Origin of the sequence: Paenibacillus sp. FSL L8-0638 (genome assembly GCF_038593075.1) — a bacterium.
Classification (GTDB): Bacteria; Bacillota; Bacilli; order Paenibacillales; family Paenibacillaceae; genus Paenibacillus; species Paenibacillus polymyxa_D.
Window position 1 is genome coordinate 3616973 of the sequence record NZ_CP151960.1, and the last position, 16863, is coordinate 3633835.

The window sequence follows — 16863 nt, forward strand, 5'->3', positions numbered from 1 at the left end:
GGATATCGTTATTTTAAATTCTCTGGGTTTAATGGCTCCAGTTCAGGCAGTACAAAGATGCCGTCTTTACGAATCAAAACATCGTCAAAATAAATTTCACCACCGCCATATTCTGGACGCTGAATCAAAACCAAATCCCAGTGGATCGATGAACGATTACCGTTATCCGCTGTTTCATAAGCTTGACCTGGTGTAAAATGTAAGCTGCCTGCGATTTTCTCGTCAAATAAAATATCCTTCATTGGATGTAAGATGTGCGGATTAAACCCGATGGCAAACTCGCCAATATAACGTGCTCCCTCGTCAGAATCGAGAATATCATTCAGCCGCTTCGTATCGTTACTCGTCGCTTCCACAATCTTACCATTTTCAAAACGGAATTTAACATTTTCAAAAGTAATGCCATTATACAGGGTTTGTGCATTGTAGCTGATCGTTCCGTTAACGGAATCACGTACAGGCGCGCTGTATACTTCGCCATCCGGGATATTACATTGACCTGAACACTTGATAGCTCCAATTTGCTTAATAGAGAAATTCAAATCCGTACCCGGTCCGCTGATCCTTACCTTGTCCGTCCGATTCATCAGGTCTGCCAATGCATCTTGAGCTTTGTCCATTTTTGCATAATCCAGATTACACACATCGAAATAAAAATCTTCGAACGCTTCTGTGCTGATATTCGCCAATTGAGCCATGCTGTCATTCGGATAACGCAGCACTACCCATTTGGTGTGTTTCACACGTTGTTCGCTATGTACCGCATGCTGATAAATGGAATTATACAATTTCATTTTATCTTCCGGCACATCTGACAAATCATTTACATTTTCACCTGCACGAATTCCGATATAGCAGTGCATTTGCTTCATCCGGTTAAGGTCAATCTCAGCCCAGGTCTCAAGCATCTCCTTTGTCGCGTTACGAAGCATGGCGCTCTGTACCTTACGGTCTGTAAGTTGTACAAAAACATTTCCACCTTTTTTACCAACTTCATGAATGATGGCGTTAAGTAAGTCGCGCTCTGTACCAATCATTTCGATTAATACATTTTCTCCAGGCTGCACTTCAACAGAGTAACCTACTAAATTTTCCGCCAGCTTAAGTATTCTAGGATCTTTCATGTAGTGTCTCTCCTTCTCTATTTCATTCTTTTTGAACAATGGTTAATTCAAAATCCATTGTATCACGCCCGCCACGTTACTTGTAGTCCTCAAAAGTAACTCTGGTTGTCAAAGCCTCTTGATGCAGATCTTCATTTTCTCCCTGTCGGGTAATCTGGCATTCGGATGAAAGCTTTAAGGGTAAACCTGTTTGGCGATCTATGGTCAAATGATACACCGTATGCACAATGGATTGCTCCAGCTGGTTGTTCATATCCTCACAACTTTGCGCCCATATTTGGCTCAGCTTCTTTCGCAGCTCTCGATTCGTTCCTGTCTGCTGCGTTTTTAATATCACGATTTGAGGGTTTAACGTATTCATTTCTTTTATTAAACGATCTTTCAACCAGCGCTTTGCCGAAGCAGATTCCGGTTCAATCCTCAACACCCAAGTTCCTCGGGCAGCTCCCGTTTCCATACGAATGCTCTTATTCAGTGTATTTAATTCCTCAAGCTCCTGAATCGGATTGAAGCGATTTAACATACCATTTCCAACCACAGGAGGATAACCGGATGTCAGCGCAACCCATTTCCCACTCTGACGAAGAAAACGTTCCTGTGTAACATCATGCTTGGACTTACCTTGTTTCAGTGCTGCGTAGCCACCTTGCTTACGGAAAGCCTCTGCAGAGCCCCAGTGCATGGTCAATTCATCGTGATTTCTTAGCCTACCACGATATTCAAACTGCTTATTCGTTAGCTGACCATTGTCAGCTCTAATTGCAGTCCGTCCAGTGAACGTTACCATCTCTTTGCCAGCCATTCCTGCAACAGCTCTCTTAAAAATCTGCTCAGGCGTATATTGTCGATCCAGTGCACAACCACTTAACACACCTATTACAAGCAACACACCACAAACCTGCATCATCCATTGCTTTTTCCAATGCATCCCATCATCCGTCCTATCCTGAACATAACTGTACTCATGAGCAATAATCCTGCTTCAAGCCAGTTATGCTACCTGGTTCACTTCATCGCGTTATCCCTATAGTTCAATCATACACACGATATAGCTGCGTTTAGGATTACCTGTCTGCAAAGGGTTATGCAAGACAAAAAGAGAACATTCCCTAAGGAATATTCTCTACACATTGGCTACATGATCAACAACTATTCGATTGCGTCCTTCATTTTTCGCTTCGTACAAGGCCATATCAGCCCTATAAAATAAAGATTCAATACTGATCTGCTCGTCCAGCCAGTTCCATTCAGCAATCCCGCAAGAAACAGTCACCTGAGGCTCAGTTTCATGCTGTACGCGGTAACGTATTTTTTCTGCATATCCGAGCGCTTGCTGCACCCCCAGCTGCGGTAAATAAATGGCAAGCTCCTCGCCGCCCCATCTCGCACATACATCCTCATCGCGAGTCGCCGAACGAACGATATTGCTGACGCTTTTCAAAATTTCGTCACCCGTCTGATGCCCATGCGTATCATTCACCTGTTTGAATTGATCAATATCTACCAAAATAAGAGATCCACAGAAATCCTTTTCCTGATGTTGCTGAATGATTTGGTCCACATAATGACGTACATACAGACCTGTTAACATATCCATATTAGCCAACCGCCGCACCTCAGCGTGCAGCATAGCATTGGTTACCGCCAACCCGATATGAGGGGCTAGCATTTGCAACATTTTGTAATTATCGTAAGAGAAAAAGTGTGGAAGCTTGCTGGACAATAGTATAACCCCTTTAGGAGTACCGCTGGTCTTCATAGGTACAGCCATCAAAGACTGGGAGTGCGTCGCATCCATAAAATGAGAGGATATCTTCCCATCCTTTCTATAGTCCGACACAATCACTGGTTCCCCTGTTAAGCGTATTAGTCCAGCAAATCCATCTTCAAGAGGGTAACTTTCCAGTCTTAAGCTTTCCACATTACTCGACATGACCTTAAAACAGTTTCCATCCTGGTCAAGCTGTACAATACAACAAAAGTCCGCCATGAACATTTTTAATAACTCCTGCACGGCAAATTCAAATATTTCATTTAACTTCAGGCTCTGATTCAAGCGCTGAACCAGTTCATTAATGAGACGCAATTCATGGATAAGTACATTCGATTGCTCAAGCAGCTTCGCATTTTCAAATGCGGTGCCAGCCGTATCCGCCATCATGGCAATCAGCTCTACATCCACTTTTTTCATACTATCCGCGCCCGATGGAAGAATCATATGGAAAACACCGTATACGCCCTGCTTACCACGTAATGGGATGCCGATTTCAGTTATTTCATCTTGTGTACCGACAGGCTCATTCACAGCCATTTGCCCTTTCATAAATGCACGGACGCATACATCTTCGTCCCGTTCATGCAGCAGTAAAGGTTTGACCTGCGGATTGCGACTATGTCGATCCTGACTCATATACAAGGTGATATCTACATGGGGAAACAAATAGGCGATGCTCCCGAATACCTCATCCAGCACGCCTTCTACGTCAATTTTGTCATGCATCCGTTTTACAATCTGAAATAAAATAGAACGGCGTCTACCTTCACGATCGCTTCGATTCCGCATCCCAAGGACATCTTCCATAAATATGTACTCAAACTTCGTGTAAAAGCAGGATTTAAAATGTAAAGCAGCTGATAACAATGTGTCCAGATTTGGGATAGAATGTTGAGCAGGCCGTGTAAAACGAAGAGCGGCAAAGGGCTCGCTCTTGTAATTACGGCATAGTATGGGAACCATATACACAAACGAAAGGCTTCCATCACGAAGTTTGCGCTGGCTCACTTCCATCTCTCTAGATATGCAACAACGTTCGACCAAATCCAAATCCTCGTCATCATCTTCTTTTTTACCAGCAACACGAACACCTATAAAATTAAAAACAGCAGTATATTCTTCGTTAATCCAGGATATACCATTGCCCTGTTGTAACCAACTCCGATATCCTTGGACAAGCAGCTGGTTAATATAGGGGAAATCATAGGGTGTCATATCCATGTTCTGGAGCCAGGCAAAAGAAGTATATCCTTTATCATCAAACAGCGGAGCACCGCTAGCCTGGACCGTTTTACTGTCAAGCATTTGCTGATCCGTTGTTGAAAATTCCGACATATTAAGGCGCTCCTTCACAGCAAAATTAGCTGTACCAAGACAGCGGCTATACACCACTATAGCTCATAATATGATCTATTTTACTCCCAACTCTAGAAATTTGCATCCATTTTCCAGAAATTCGTCCCACTTTTTTAGTTCTAAAGCCCTATCGACAAAATTTGACGTTTTCATTCTTTTTCTCTTCTTGACATTGACCTACTCTTACATGTAGTATATATTATTGAAAAAGACTGTACGGCAGAACTATCTACTGTGCGGATCTTAAATTTTGGGCGTAACAGTTTGTGTCACCCTCATCTTTTTTGTTGCTGACAGGACAGCGGCTGAACTTTTCTGTCAGTAGTGCGTCTCACCTTAATAGGTAGCGCCGAACAAATTGGAGCGCAAAGAGAGCCCCAACTCAAATTTTAATTATGAAGGAGTTAACTCTATAATGGCACGTTACACTGGTCCTAAATTTAAATTGAGCCGTCGTCTCGGTATTTCCCTGAGCGGCACAGGTAAAGAATTGAAACGCCCTTTCCCTCCGGGACAACATGGTGCAAACCAACGGAGAAAAATCAGCAACTACGGTATGCAGCTTCAAGAGAAACAAAAGTTGCGTCACATGTACGGCTTGGGTGAAAAACAATTCCGTACCCTGTTCAACAAAGCTCAACACATGCACGGTATCGCTGGTGAAAACTTTATGTTCTTGCTGGAAAGCCGCCTGGACAACCTTGTATTCCGTCTTGGCTTTGCTAATTCCCGTGCAGGCGCACGTCAATTGGTAGCTCACGGTCACGTTACTGTGAACGGTAAAAAAGTTGACATCGCTTCTTACCAAGTAAGCCCTGGCGACGTGATCGGTCTTCGTGAAAGAAGTCGTTCCCTGTCTTCTATCAAAGAAGCTTTGGAAAACCGCAACCACTTGGTAGCTTACCTGGAGTACAATGACGCAGCTCTGGAAGGTAAATTCATTCGTTTGCCTGAGCGTGGCGAATTGTCCCAAGATATCGATGAAAAACAAATCGTCGAATTCTACAACCGCTAATCCCTGCATTAGCACCAAAAAGCACCCGAATTTATTCGGGTGCTTTTTTTATATTCCTTATGATCGAGCCTGAGAGTTTTATTCAATGGGGATGTATACTTTCATGCTCAAATGATCTGGATAGGAGGAATTCATCACGTCCGTAATTTCAAAATCTGGTCCCTCCCTCCGTTCAAAATTAGAATTAGGAAGCCATGTGCCATAGATAAAGTCTCGTATATTCTGAACCCGTCCATCTGAACCCGAAGCGTCAAACTCAGCATACTTCCCTGCTGGAATCTCCATATATATGAAACCCTCTGCCAGTTCATTTGACTCTTTTTCAACTGCCTCGCCCACCACAAATGAAAATGCACCATTGTCTTCAAATCGACAGGCAACCCCATATGACATTCCCGGTGCGATCTTGTTCGGGATACACATAAAATATTCATTGGCTCCAAAGTGCCCATAAAATCCTGGAATTTCTTTATAGTGCTGCTCATTATTCAGATTTGTTTTATATTCATACCCTATAATTTTGGTCGTTTCGAGCTGCAATATCACTGGCTTGTTCACATCCAAATCCCCCTTCGTATTTTTTTGATAATCCAGAAAATTAATTTTGCTTTGTCCAGGAAGCTCAATATCACTGTTACGATATTTCCCAGGGGTGATCCCAAAATTCTTTTCAAAAGCGCGGGTAAAGGCTTCTTGCGAGTTGTACTGAAACTCAATAGCAATGTCCAACACTTTTTGATTGGATTGTTTTAGCCGTTCAGCCGCCTCGGACAATCTTCTCCTTCTTATATACTGTTGAACCGTAAAACCCGAAATGGCCTGAAAAACCCGCTGGAAATGAAAAGCTGAAAAGCATGCTTGTGAAGCAATCTCGGCAATTTTTAAATCCTCCCGCAGATTCAATTCAATAAACTCAATCGCACACTGAATTCGTTTAAAGTAGTCCATATAATCCTTCCCCACACTCGTAATTGTTCTGATTATCGATCCTACACCCAAATTGTGCAACCCACGTTTTCATTATGTATAACTCTTTACCTACATGTTTGATTATTTGTGCTAAGTTTACCATGACTTTTCACTTGGCAGAAATAAAAAAGCAACGCTGAGATCGAGACAATCTCAGCGCTGCTTTTGATTATATTTTCATTATCCAAGCTTGATTTTAGCAAATTTCCGTTTACCTACCTGCACAATGTCGCCTTCCTTCGGCGTGTATGCTTCGTTCACATCGGTCCATTTCTCTTCGTTAATTTTGACCGAACCCTGCTGAATACTGCGCTTGGCTTCACCGTTAGATGCTGCAAAGCCCAGATGAGTCAGCAACTGGATCACACGAATGCCACCTTCTTCTAACTGATCAGCCGTCAAGGTGAACTCTTCAATATCGTCAGGCAGCGCGCGCTGCTGGAATACGGTCACAAAATGCTGCTTCGCTGCTTCCTCTGCTTCTTCACCATGGTACATGCGCACTAACGTTCCAGCCAGCTTCATTTTGGCATCACGTGGATGCACTGAGCCGTCCTTAACACCTTTCGCCAGCTCTGCCAGCTCCTCGTTGTTGATATCCGTTGCAAGCTCAAAATATTTCAGCATCAGCTCGTCAGGAACGGACATGGATTTTCCGTATATTTCGTTCGGCTCCTCATCAACACCAATGTAGTTCCCCAAGCTTTTACTCATCTTCTGAACTCCATCCAGCCCTTCAAGCAATGGTAAAGTAATAGTAGCCTGTGGCTCAACTCCGTATTCTTTTTGCAGGGTTCTACCCATCAGAAGATTAAACTTCTGATCCGTTCCCCCTAATTCAATATCGCTTTGGAGAGCCACGGAATCCATGCCCTGCATCAGCGGGTAAAAGAACTCATGGATGCTGATCGGCAATCCGTTTTGGTACCTTTTTGTAAAATCATCCCGTTCCAACATACGGGCAACCGTTACTTTGGCCGACAGGGTTACTACATCAGCAAAAGACATTGGCCCTAACCATTCGGAATTGTAAAATACCTTTGTTTTTTCAGGATCGAGAATTTTAAAAATTTGTTCCTTGTATGTTTGGGCATTGCGCTGTACATCTTCCTCAGTCAGTTGCTTACGAGTCTCCGATTTACCTGTCGGATCACCAATTCTGCCTGTAAAATCTCCGATAATCAGTTGTACTTGATGGCCTAATTCCTGGAACTGGCGCAGTTTGTGCATAACAACCGTATGTCCGATGTGAATGTCGGGAGCAGATGGATCAAGGCCCAGCTTAATTTTGAGCGGCTCGCCGTTAACGACCGATTTGATCACCTTACGCTTCAGCTCATCCTCCGGTACAATTTCCGCTACACCCCGCTGTATCACCTCTAGCTGTCGTTCTACCTCTACCTGCTGCTCTGGCTTCAATTCTTCCCACTTCATCCTGTATACCTCCTATTTTTCATCCAAATATTACATATTAGACAAACCAAAAAGCCCCTTTCATCCCAAGGGACGAGAAGGAGCTACTCGCGTTACCACCCTAATTAAAGAAACGTATGTCAAAGACAGACATTTCTTTCACTTCATTCCTATAACGGGCCTACACCCGGTACTGGATTACTATGGTGCTTCGCAAACCTGCAAAAGCTTTCCATTCATCCAGACAGCTCCAGACGGTAATTCAAAGGAGGGACGCTACCGATTCACACCACCCATCGGCTCTCTGTACAACGTGAATCCGCCTTCTACTGAAGTCTTTCTCTGCTTTTCACGATATTTACTTTGACCTATTTATAACACACTGCTTTTATGTAGTCAACGACACCAAAAGACAGGCTTTTTAGCATATGGGTTCATTTTGTAATTTTATGCTATAATAATGGCTGTTATAAAGGAGGAAGACTTAATGGTTGAAGAAAAAAACAATGTATCAGAGCCAAAGCCTTCCCGCTTGCGGACAACCATGCGAAGGCTCGGCCGTGTCATAAAGTGGGTCGTCATCATCGGTTTTATGGGGGCACTATTTGCAGGAGGAGCGGCCGCCGGCTATGTTGCTTCTATTGTAAAAAGCGAACCCGTGCGTTCCAGATCCATGATCCTACAGGAAGTAGATAAGAATGCAATTACAGGCTTCGCTTATTTCAATGATGGCTCTCCCATCGGACAACTCCGGACAGAAGAAGATCGAAGACCTGTCACGTTTAAGGAGATTCCACAACTCGTCATTGACGCAGTCATTGCCATTGAAGATAATCATTTTTACGAGCATAAAGGTGTCGATCTATCGGGAACACTGCGTGCTGTGAAGCAAAAGGCGCTGCATGAATCCGTACAAACCGGGGGTAGTACCCTCACCCAGCAGCTTGCGCGTCGTGTCTTTCTAAATCTCGATCGCACGGATGATCGCAAGGTCAAAGAAATTTTGCTGTCTCTGCGCCTTGAGCGCTTCCTAAGCAAGCAACAAATTATTACGGCCTATCTTAATAAAGTACCTTTTGGTAACGGTTCAAGCGGTTACAACGTCTTTGGCATTAAAGCAGCGGCCAAAGGTATCTTTAATGAGAATGATCTGAACGAGCTTAATATAGCCCAGGCTGCCTATCTGGCAGGTTTGCCACAGCTTCCTTCTTCCTATTCTGCTTACAACGGTAAGGGTGAGTTTAATGAAGCTGGCTTTAAAAGAGCCATCAACCGCCAGCACCTGGTGCTCAGTCGAATGCTGGAGGAGAACAAAATCAATAAAGCACAGTATGATGAAGCGATGGCTTTTGATATCAAAAAATCTCTCGCACCACGTACTGTTAAGGCTTATAACACCTATCCATATCTTATGATAGAAACAGAACGACAAGCTGCGCAGGCACTCATGTCTGTCACCAATCCGGGTCAAGCAGCTAATGCCAGTGCAGATGCCAAAACCAAGGACGATAATGATTTGCTCAAAGAAGCTGAACAGCAGCTTCGCACAGGCGGTTATATGGTGTACACCACCATTGATAAGAGCGTATACAAATCTATGCGTCAAATTGCAGAAAATAAGAATAACTTCTCTGCCACTAGTAAAACCAAGGGTGACGAACAAGCAGCGGCTATTCTGATTCAGCATAAAACAGGCGCCATTCTTGGAATGATGGAAGGTCGGGACTTCCAAAAGGAGCAGATGAATTATGCCACCCAGATGGTTCGTCAGCCGGGTTCGGCAATGAAACCGATTGCTGCCTATCTCCCTGCTTTGGACAGCGGTCTTGTGCAGCCTGGTAGTATCGTGGATGATGCCCCTATTATTTTGAAGGATGGCAGTAATGGGTATCACATTCCGAAAAATTCTAACAACCGCTATCAAGGATTGGTCACGGCGCGTTATGCACTGAATCAATCGCTCAATACGATAGCACTCAAGCTGTTTAACGAAAAAGTAGGGATCAGCAAAGCCTGGGCTTTTGCCAAGAAGCTGGGCATCACCACCTTGGAATCCAGTGATAACAACGCCCAAACGGGTGTACTTGGCGGCTTGGCCCATGGGGTGACCGTCGAGGAGCTTACGAATGCATATGGAGCCATTCCAAATGGCGGTGTGTTTAATGACGCCTATATGATCGAAAAGATTGTGGATTCGCAAGGCAATATTATATACAAGCATCAGCCTAATCCTGTGCAGGCCTTCTCACCGCAAACCGCCTACCTGATGACAGATATGTTGCGTACAGCCGTGTCGGAAGGCACAGGCAGACTGGTGAAGCGGAACTTTGATCAATCCGGCAAGATTCCGATTGCCGGCAAGACAGGCACTACGCAATCCTACACTGATGTTTGGTTCGAGGGCTTTACGCCTGACGTCACACTGGGTGTATGGGTTGGTTACAAGCAACCTGTCAATAAGCTTGAAACGAAAGTCCAAAAAGAGCGGGCTCGCCGCTTATGGGCTCTAATCATGAATGAAGTAACAGCTAAAGATGCTCAGTTGTTCCAAACGGACAGCTTCAAGAGACCTGACGGCATTGTAAGCCGTACAGCATCCGCGTATGGTTCGGACATTTATAACAGTAAGTATCCACCTAAAAACAGTGAAAATGGTGTGAGTCGTGCGAAATATATTACCTACCAAGGTGTGAATTATATTCCACGCGATGGTACACCGGATGATATGTTATATGAACGGACCGTTAGGAAACGGGAAAAGTCAATCTCAGAATTGATTAAAGAGCTTCAGCAAGCCTTTAAGGTGATGAGACGACATAATTCGTTGTCCTACTATCTGCCTCAGGATGCAGATAAGGAAGCTCCTACTCAGATTGATCCACGCAAGGACGATGGAGCAGCTCCTAACGCTCCATCTAGCGTCAACGTAAGCTATAGTGATGGTAAAGCCATAATCAGCTTTAGCCCAAGCGGAAACAGCGACGTCGTAGGATACCGTCTGTATCGTTCTACAGATGGGGGTAGCTTCCAACGGCTTGGCAAGGTCGTTATGGCTGACGGCTCCAAGGTGTTCTCTGACAGCCCTGGGGGCAGCAGCTCTAGCTACTACGTGACCGCCGTTGATGTGGGCGGCCATGAGTCCGGTCCAAGCACGAAAGCAAGCGCAACACCTGTAGTGCCACCTGCAGATTCTGAGTCTCCAGACGTTCCGGGCGAGGGAGATGGAACAGGTGCGCAGCCTACAGAAGTCCCTACTGCCCCTGGACAGCCTCAAGCTAAAGCCGCAGGCTCATCCGTAGCGCTCCAATGGAGCGCAGGTAAGTCGGCGGACGCTATTACAGGCTATAACGTGTATTACAGCGAAAGCGGTGCGGAGCCTTTTACAAATATAGGCTCTACCGCATCTACCAGCTTTGAATATAAGTCGAGGAAAAAGCCAAAAGGCTGGTTTCGTGTCACTTCCATGAATGCCATGGGGGAATCGGCTCCTTCCGGAGCCGTCCGTCCATAACTGAAGACAAGAGCAGAAAGTGATAGGAGTCCCCTTAGCCACTAAGGCTTTGGAGACTCCTTTTTTTTAATTCTAATATACACAGTACTTCAATCCTCTATGGTAGATAAGTCACCTGTAGGAAGGTTAAGCTCCCAGGCTTTCAACACGCGTCTCATAATTTTACCAGAGCGGGTTTTGGGTAACTTTTCCTTAAATTCAATTTCGCGTGGAGCAGCATGGGCAGACAGCCCTTCCTTAACGAAGCGATAGATGTCCTGCTGTAAAGCTTCAGACGGTGCATAGCCTTCACGCAGTGCAACAAAAGCTTTGATAATCTCTCCCCGCACGGTATCTGGTTTTCCAATGACTCCGGCTTCCGCTACAGCAGGATGCTCCAGAAGCTTGCTTTCCACCTCAAAAGGGCCGATTCGCTCTCCAGAGGAGTTAATGACATCATCAATCCTACCCTGAAACCAGAAATATCCGTCCTCATCCATGTAAGCTGAATCACCCGATACATACCAACCGGGAAAGCGGAAATATTCCTGAAACTTGTTCGGATTGTTCCATATACGTTTCATCATGGATGGCCATGGTGTACGGATCGCCAAGTGACCCATTCGGTTAGGAGGCAACACCTGCCCTCTGTCGTCCAAAATAGCAGCTTGAATACCTGGGAGTGGCTTTCCCATCGAACCCGGCTTAATCGGCAGCTCAGGGTAATTACAGATCAACTGTGCTCCTGTTTCCGTCATCCACCAAGTATCATGAATGCGCTGTGTATATACTTGCCATCCCCATCGCACCACTTCGGGATTCAGCGGTTCCCCAACGGATAATACATGCCGCAGACTGCTGAGATCATATTTGGAAACAACCTGCTCCCCTGCGCTCATCAGCATCCGAAACGCTGTAGGAGCACTATACCATATGGTCACTTCGTGACGCTCAATCGTACGGTACCAGTCTTCCGGGCTGAAACGCCCCCCACGAATGACATTCGTCGCTCCATTTAGCCATGGAGCAAAAATACCGTATGACGTTCCCGTGACCCAGCCAGGATCAGCAGTACACCAATACACATCATCTTCCCGCAAATCCAGCACCATTTTGCCAGTATAGTAATGCTGAATCATTGCATTTTGCACATGATACACGCCTTTGGGCTTGCCTGTTGAGCCTGATGTATAGTGAATAATTAATCCATCTTCACGACCCAACCATTCAGGCTCAAGTTCCTCTGAGGACGTAAGCATTTCTGTCTCAAAATCGATAATTCCCTGCTCGCGTTCATCCATATCACCAACCACAAAAATATGCCGTAGCTCAGGAAGCTCCTCACGTTTTACCCGTGACAGAAGCGCAGGTGTGGTCACTAATGCCACTGCCCCACTATCCTCCAATCGATCCTTAACCGCAGTTTCCATAAACGCCTCAAACAAGGGACCGACAACAGCCCCTACCTTTAGAACACCAAGTAAACTAATAACCAGCTCAGGTGAACGTGGCATGAAAATAAACACCCGCTCCCCTTTACCAATACCGTATTTGCGCAGCACATTTCCGAACCTGTTAGAGCTAGCACGAAGCTGAGAGAAGGTGTAGGTTTCATGACGGTTTGCGTCACAATACAATAGTGCCGCTTTCTCACCCCGTCCTTCCTGTACATGTCGATCAATGGCTTCATGTGCCATATTTACCTTGCCTGTTTCATACCACGTAAAATGACGCTCTGCATCCTCCCACTGAAAGTTGTTGTAAGCTTGTTCATACGGACCCATGTTGGATGTGGGAACTACAGTCTGGAGTTCTTCAATCTTCATGCGTTCAGCCTCCTCACAATGGATTAATGAGAAACACGCAGGACAAGATAACGCTTACAAAAATCAATAAAGCAGATAGATTCCTTTGGTTTACTGGTTGATTTAAATTGTGAACATTTTATGTCTAAAACAGTATATCATAGGTCACGATGTGACGACCATCCTTTTCATTTAATTGTTTTTTTGCTATAAGTATGGGATATGAGGAACGAGCTCATGGCGAACAAGGAGGGCGTACGTATGCAGCATTTAAAACTGTACCACTCGGATACGCTGGATCATAACGGACAAACAATCTATGTAGAAGGCCCCGTATCCGCGGATCAACTGCGTTCATTTCAAATGCACAAGCAATTAGATGCCTTTCGCAAACCAAGGGAGCAATTCGACGCGTTGGTGGATATTTCGGAACTGCCAGAAGGCAGAATTATCATTGCCCATAACGGGGAAACCCTTTTGGGATATGTTACTTTTCATTACCCAGATGAGATGGAGCGCTGGTCGGAAGCTGGCATGAAGGATTTACTGGAACTCGGAGCTGTTGAGGTAGCCGATGACTATCGTGGTCTAGGCCTGGGTAGCCGAATGATTCGGATTGCCTTTGAGGATGGACAGCTTGAATCCTATATTATTTTTACGACCGAATACTATTGGCATTGGGATTTAAAAGGCAGCGGTCTCTCCGTATGGGAATACCGCCGCATGATGGAGCGTCTAATGAAAACTGTAGATATGGTCTGGTACGCCACGGATGATCCTGAAATATGCTCACATCCTGCTAACTGTCTGATGGTACGAATGGGAAAGGATGTGCCCCTCGCATCACAAGAGCAGTTTGACCATATCCGATTTGTCCGAAGATTCATGTATTAAAAAAATTATACCATTAGCCCAAATGCTTGAGCATGAACTCCACAATACGATGCGAACGATGTGAAGCTTCTACCGTAAATTCAGCATAATTAACGTGGGCCGATCCATCAGCCTTATCTGACATAGATCGTAGTACAACATAAGGCACAGCGTTCATATGAGCTGTCTGAGCCACAGCCGCACCCTCCATTTCGGTACAAGCGCCGTCCATTTCCTGATGCAATGCAGTCACTAACTCACGATTTGCAACAAATTGATCGCCAGAAAGTACCTTGCCGACAATATACCGATCGCCAAACGATTTGCAGGCTTGCTCAGCTAGACTTACAAGCTCGGGATCAGCCACAAACTCTGAGGTGTCCTGATAAGGAATGACCCCTCTGGCATAACCCAAAGGCGTTACATCCATATCATGCTGCATACATGTTGATGAGATGACAATATCCCCAATGTTTAAATCAGGATGAACCGCCCCTGCCACTCCCGTGAATATAATCTGTTCTACACCAAAATGATCAATCAGGATTTGTGTTGTTACCGCAGCATTAACCTTGCCTACACCGGATTTACAGACGACGACTCTTTGCCCGTGAATGATTCCTGTAGTGTAAGTGATTCCAGCCTTGACCGTCTTACTCGCTTCCGTCATCGCTGCCAGCAGCAATTCAATCTCTTCATCCATAGCACCCATTAATCCATAAAGTCGGCTCATTACGCATCCCTCTATTCTTAGTTTGATGATGATGTCCAGAAGAAGCTTTATATCCACGAAAAAAGCTCCATCAAAGGAGCTTTCATCGAAGGTATATCCTATTCAGCACTGCGTCTAGTCTAAATAATTAACTGACAACCGCAAAATAGTTTCATGCGGCAAAATAACGCGAGGGTTCTCCACGTTTTCCTTTTTCATCAGCTTGGTCAGCAAACGCATCGCTACCGCACCCAAATCGTACATCGGTTGCGCGACGGTTGTCAGCTGAGGACGAACCATAGAGGCCATACGAATATTATCAACACTGATTACCGAAAAATCATCAGGAACTTTCAATCCCTCATCCTGAATACTATGGATCGCACCAATTGCCATTTCATCCGTTGCAGCAAAAATCGCACTTGGCTTCTTCTTCAGGCCGAGAAAATATTTCATGGCTTCAACACCAGATTCATAACGGTAGTTCCCGATTCGCACGAGATCCTCCTGATAATCAATTCCGGCTGCTTCCAATGCTCTCTTGTAACCTTGGAAACGTGCATAGCCGTTTGCAGGGTCTTGAAGCGTACCACTGATCATTGCGATTTGACGGTGTCCATGGCGGATCAACGTGTTTACTGCATCAAAAGCAGCCGCTTCATGGTCAATATCGACCGAAGGATAGCTTCCTTTTTCATCACTCGTTGCACATAGAACGATAGGGACCGCAGCTGTATGGAACGCCTGAATATGCTCGTCCGTTACTGTACCACCCATGAACAGAAGACCATCCACTTGCTTTTCAAGCAATGTGTTGATGACACGAATCTCTTTTTCTTTTCGCTTGTCGGCATTACACAAAATAATATTATAGTGATACATATTCGCTATATCCTCAATACCGCGTGCAATTTCTGCAAAAATTGAGTTCGATATATCCGGTATAACCACGCCGACGGTCGTTGTCTTCTTGCTGGCCAGACCTCTAGCGACCGCATTTGGGCGATATCCCAATTGTTCAATCGCTTCGTACACTTTCTTGCGGGTCTGAGGTTTCACATTAGGATTATTGTTAACTACGCGGGACACTGTGGCCATTGAGACACCAGCTTCGCGAGCTACATCATAGATCGTTACCGTCACATTCCTTCTCTCCATTGCCAATAAATTTTCAACCGAATCCTAGATCAACTAATTAGAACCATGATACGACAAAATACTACTTTATGCAACGACAGCACACATTCTATCTATGTGAGATGATCGTGGAGTGCACGGGCTGTAATATTCGAATGGGATGTATGCCAAACAGCTTCTCCGCCCTTGATTAAAATGGCCTGCGGAGATTCATGCTTCACCTGAAGCCTGTCCGCGGTTTCATTGGACACCGGCCGATCTTCTACTACATAAATGATACCGTATTCAATATTTTCGTTGGGAGCGTCATGCAAATAGGACTCCACTTCCTGATATGCGCCTGCACTTATCGGACAACGTGTGCTATGTTTAAAGAGAAGCAACGGCTTGTCTGATGACGCTTCCAGAGCCGTATCTAATTGTTGAACAGTAGTCATTTTTGTCATCGTCGCCATTGGATATACATTCCTTTCTGTGTCTTGTCGTATGGCCTATTCCCATCGTAACAAAAAGAACATGTAAAATCCAATGGTGACCATGAAAATTTTCATATTTTTTAGTTTTTTGTATTCGTAAATACCGATTCACTGGTAAAACCGGATAATTGGACCAATTTTTTCTCTACATCATTCATCCAATCTTCGTCTCCCAGACTTCTCGCATAGCGATAAAGATCCAGTAAGAGATTAATTCGAAGCTCCATCCGCTCCTCCAAAGCAGATTGCCAATCTACATTGGGATTGTCCGCTTCCTCCAGTACAAGCTTGCGAATGATTTCTGCCAGTTCATTGTTGCGAGCAAAAGAAATTCTCCGCGCCGTAGGTTTGCTCCCTAGACTTTGTAATAGTGCCTTAATGTCCTTCGTCACATGCTGCAAAACCTCACTGGAAAAGCATGACGAGCATGAGAATACAGGGACGTGCAAAATTTCAACCTTGTCCGCATAGATTACCTTTCGCAGTTCCAGTCCCATCGGTTTGCCACATTGACATTGCTTTTGCATTTAACCACCTCATTACGTAGGATCAAACTATACGAGGATCTCATCAGAATCCAAATATATCTATCTACTAGTCTAATAAATATTTGTTAACTCCATTAAATCTATCATACCTTGTTTTATTTCGACTTTGGGACTTCAAATCCTTCCACACGTTGCAGCTATGAACAAATTACCAAAGCTTTGGCGGGTCAG

At 44.8% G+C, this 16863-nt stretch carries 13 protein-coding genes and 1 other annotated feature; of the genes, 3 read left to right on the forward strand and 10 right to left on the reverse strand.

The genetic code is table 11. From position 1 onward, the window contains the following. Positions 1 to 8 precede the first annotated feature (8 nt). The 3 genes from MKY35_RS16055 to MKY35_RS16065 form a co-directional block, all read right to left on the reverse strand. Positions 9 to 1124, reverse strand: coding sequence for an aminopeptidase (locus MKY35_RS16055; protein ID WP_342444217.1), 1116 nt, complete (start codon positions 1122 to 1124; stop codon positions 9 to 11). A 76-nt stretch (positions 1125 to 1200) separates the two neighbouring features. Next, positions 1201 to 2052 carry a hypothetical protein gene (locus MKY35_RS16060; RefSeq protein WP_342444218.1) on the reverse strand — a complete coding sequence of 284 codons (852 nt, stop codon included), beginning with the start codon at positions 2050 to 2052 and terminating at the stop codon, positions 1201 to 1203. Between the two features lie 195 nt (positions 2053 to 2247). Then, positions 2248 to 4233, reverse strand: a complete 1986-nt coding sequence (locus MKY35_RS16065; RefSeq protein WP_342444219.1) for a sensor domain-containing diguanylate cyclase — start codon at positions 4231 to 4233, stop codon at positions 2248 to 2250. Between the two features lie 436 nt (positions 4234 to 4669). On the opposite strand from MKY35_RS16065, the gene rpsD reads away from it, so the two are divergent. Next, a complete protein-coding gene (gene rpsD, locus MKY35_RS16070) occupies positions 4670 to 5269 on the forward strand; it encodes a 30S ribosomal protein S4 (protein ID WP_013310919.1) in 600 nt (199 codons plus the stop codon). A 78-nt stretch (positions 5270 to 5347) separates the two neighbouring features. Here the strand turns inward: rpsD and MKY35_RS16075 are convergent, their stop codons facing one another. Beyond that, entirely contained in the window at positions 5348 to 6217 is an 870-nt protein-coding gene (locus MKY35_RS16075) for an AraC family transcriptional regulator (RefSeq protein ID WP_342444220.1), read from the reverse strand. Positions 6218 to 6418: 201 nt separating this feature from the next. Next, positions 6419 to 7672, reverse strand: coding sequence for a tyrosine--tRNA ligase (tyrS, locus tag MKY35_RS16080; RefSeq protein ID WP_342444221.1), 1254 nt, complete (start codon positions 7670 to 7672; stop codon positions 6419 to 6421). 65 nt (positions 7673 to 7737) lie between these two features. Then, positions 7738 to 8003: a binding site (T-box leader), on the reverse strand. A gap of 135 nt (positions 8004 to 8138) precedes the next feature. Here tyrS and MKY35_RS16085 point away from each other — a divergent pair. Continuing rightward, entirely contained in the window at positions 8139 to 11162 is a 3024-nt protein-coding gene (locus MKY35_RS16085) for a transglycosylase domain-containing protein (protein WP_342444222.1), read from the forward strand. 89 nt (positions 11163 to 11251) lie between these two features. Here MKY35_RS16085 and acsA read toward each other — a convergent pair whose 3' ends face one another. Continuing rightward, the gene (gene acsA, locus MKY35_RS16090; protein WP_342444223.1) at positions 11252 to 12967 is read right to left on the reverse strand and encodes an acetate--CoA ligase; all 1716 of its coding nucleotides are present in this window, start codon (positions 12965 to 12967) and stop codon (positions 11252 to 11254) included. A gap of 240 nt (positions 12968 to 13207) precedes the next feature. Here acsA and MKY35_RS16095 point away from each other — a divergent pair, with 240 nt between their 5' ends. Next, positions 13208 to 13840, forward strand: coding sequence for a GNAT family N-acetyltransferase (locus MKY35_RS16095; protein ID WP_069010578.1), 633 nt, complete (start codon positions 13208 to 13210; stop codon positions 13838 to 13840). 13 nt (positions 13841 to 13853) lie between these two features. Here the strand turns inward: MKY35_RS16095 and MKY35_RS16100 are convergent, their stop codons facing one another. From MKY35_RS16100 to MKY35_RS16115, 4 genes are all read right to left on the reverse strand, one after another. Then, a complete protein-coding gene (locus MKY35_RS16100; protein WP_025724019.1) occupies positions 13854 to 14552 on the reverse strand; it encodes a 5'-methylthioadenosine/adenosylhomocysteine nucleosidase in 699 nt (232 codons plus the stop codon). Between the two features lie 114 nt (positions 14553 to 14666). Continuing rightward, positions 14667 to 15674, reverse strand: a complete 1008-nt coding sequence (gene ccpA / locus MKY35_RS16105) for a catabolite control protein A (protein ID WP_029517652.1) — start codon at positions 15672 to 15674, stop codon at positions 14667 to 14669. Between the two features lie 107 nt (positions 15675 to 15781). Further along, entirely contained in the window at positions 15782 to 16123 is a 342-nt protein-coding gene (ytxJ, locus tag MKY35_RS16110; RefSeq protein ID WP_069010576.1) for a bacillithiol system redox-active protein YtxJ, read from the reverse strand. A 101-nt stretch (positions 16124 to 16224) separates the two neighbouring features. Then, positions 16225 to 16671: a hypothetical protein gene (locus MKY35_RS16115; protein WP_039270826.1), complete on the reverse strand. Its 447-nt coding sequence runs from the start codon at positions 16669 to 16671 to the stop codon at positions 16225 to 16227. Between the last annotated feature and the right edge of the window lie 192 nt (positions 16672 to 16863).

Coding starts and splice junctions, on each gene's coding strand:
- MKY35_RS16115 (WP_039270826.1), bottom strand. CDS start 16,671: ATGCAAAAGCAATGTCAATGTGGCAAACCGATGGGACTGGAACTGCGA.
- rpsD (WP_013310919.1), top strand. CDS start 4,670: ATGGCACGTTACACTGGTCCTAAATTTAAATTGAGCCGTCGTCTCGGT.
- MKY35_RS16100 (WP_025724019.1), bottom strand. CDS start 14,552: ATGAGCCGACTTTATGGATTAATGGGTGCTATGGATGAAGAGATTGAA.
- MKY35_RS16055 (WP_342444217.1), bottom strand. CDS start 1,124: ATGAAAGATCCTAGAATACTTAAGCTGGCGGAAAATTTAGTAGGTTAC.
- acsA (WP_342444223.1), bottom strand. CDS start 12,967: ATGAAGATTGAAGAACTCCAGACTGTAGTTCCCACATCCAACATGGGT.
- MKY35_RS16075 (WP_342444220.1), bottom strand. CDS start 6,217: ATGGACTACTTTAAACGAATTCAGTGTGCGATTGAGTTTATTGAATTG.
- MKY35_RS16095 (WP_069010578.1), top strand. CDS start 13,208: ATGCAGCATTTAAAACTGTACCACTCGGATACGCTGGATCATAACGGA.
- MKY35_RS16065 (WP_342444219.1), bottom strand. CDS start 4,233: ATGTCGGAATTTTCAACAACGGATCAGCAAATGCTTGACAGTAAAACG.
- MKY35_RS16085 (WP_342444222.1), top strand. CDS start 8,139: ATGGTTGAAGAAAAAAACAATGTATCAGAGCCAAAGCCTTCCCGCTTG.
- tyrS (WP_342444221.1), bottom strand. CDS start 7,672: ATGAAGTGGGAAGAATTGAAGCCAGAGCAGCAGGTAGAGGTAGAACGA.
- MKY35_RS16060 (WP_342444218.1), bottom strand. CDS start 2,052: ATGCATTGGAAAAAGCAATGGATGATGCAGGTTTGTGGTGTGTTGCTT.
- ytxJ (WP_069010576.1), bottom strand. CDS start 16,123: ATGGCGACGATGACAAAAATGACTACTGTTCAACAATTAGATACGGCT.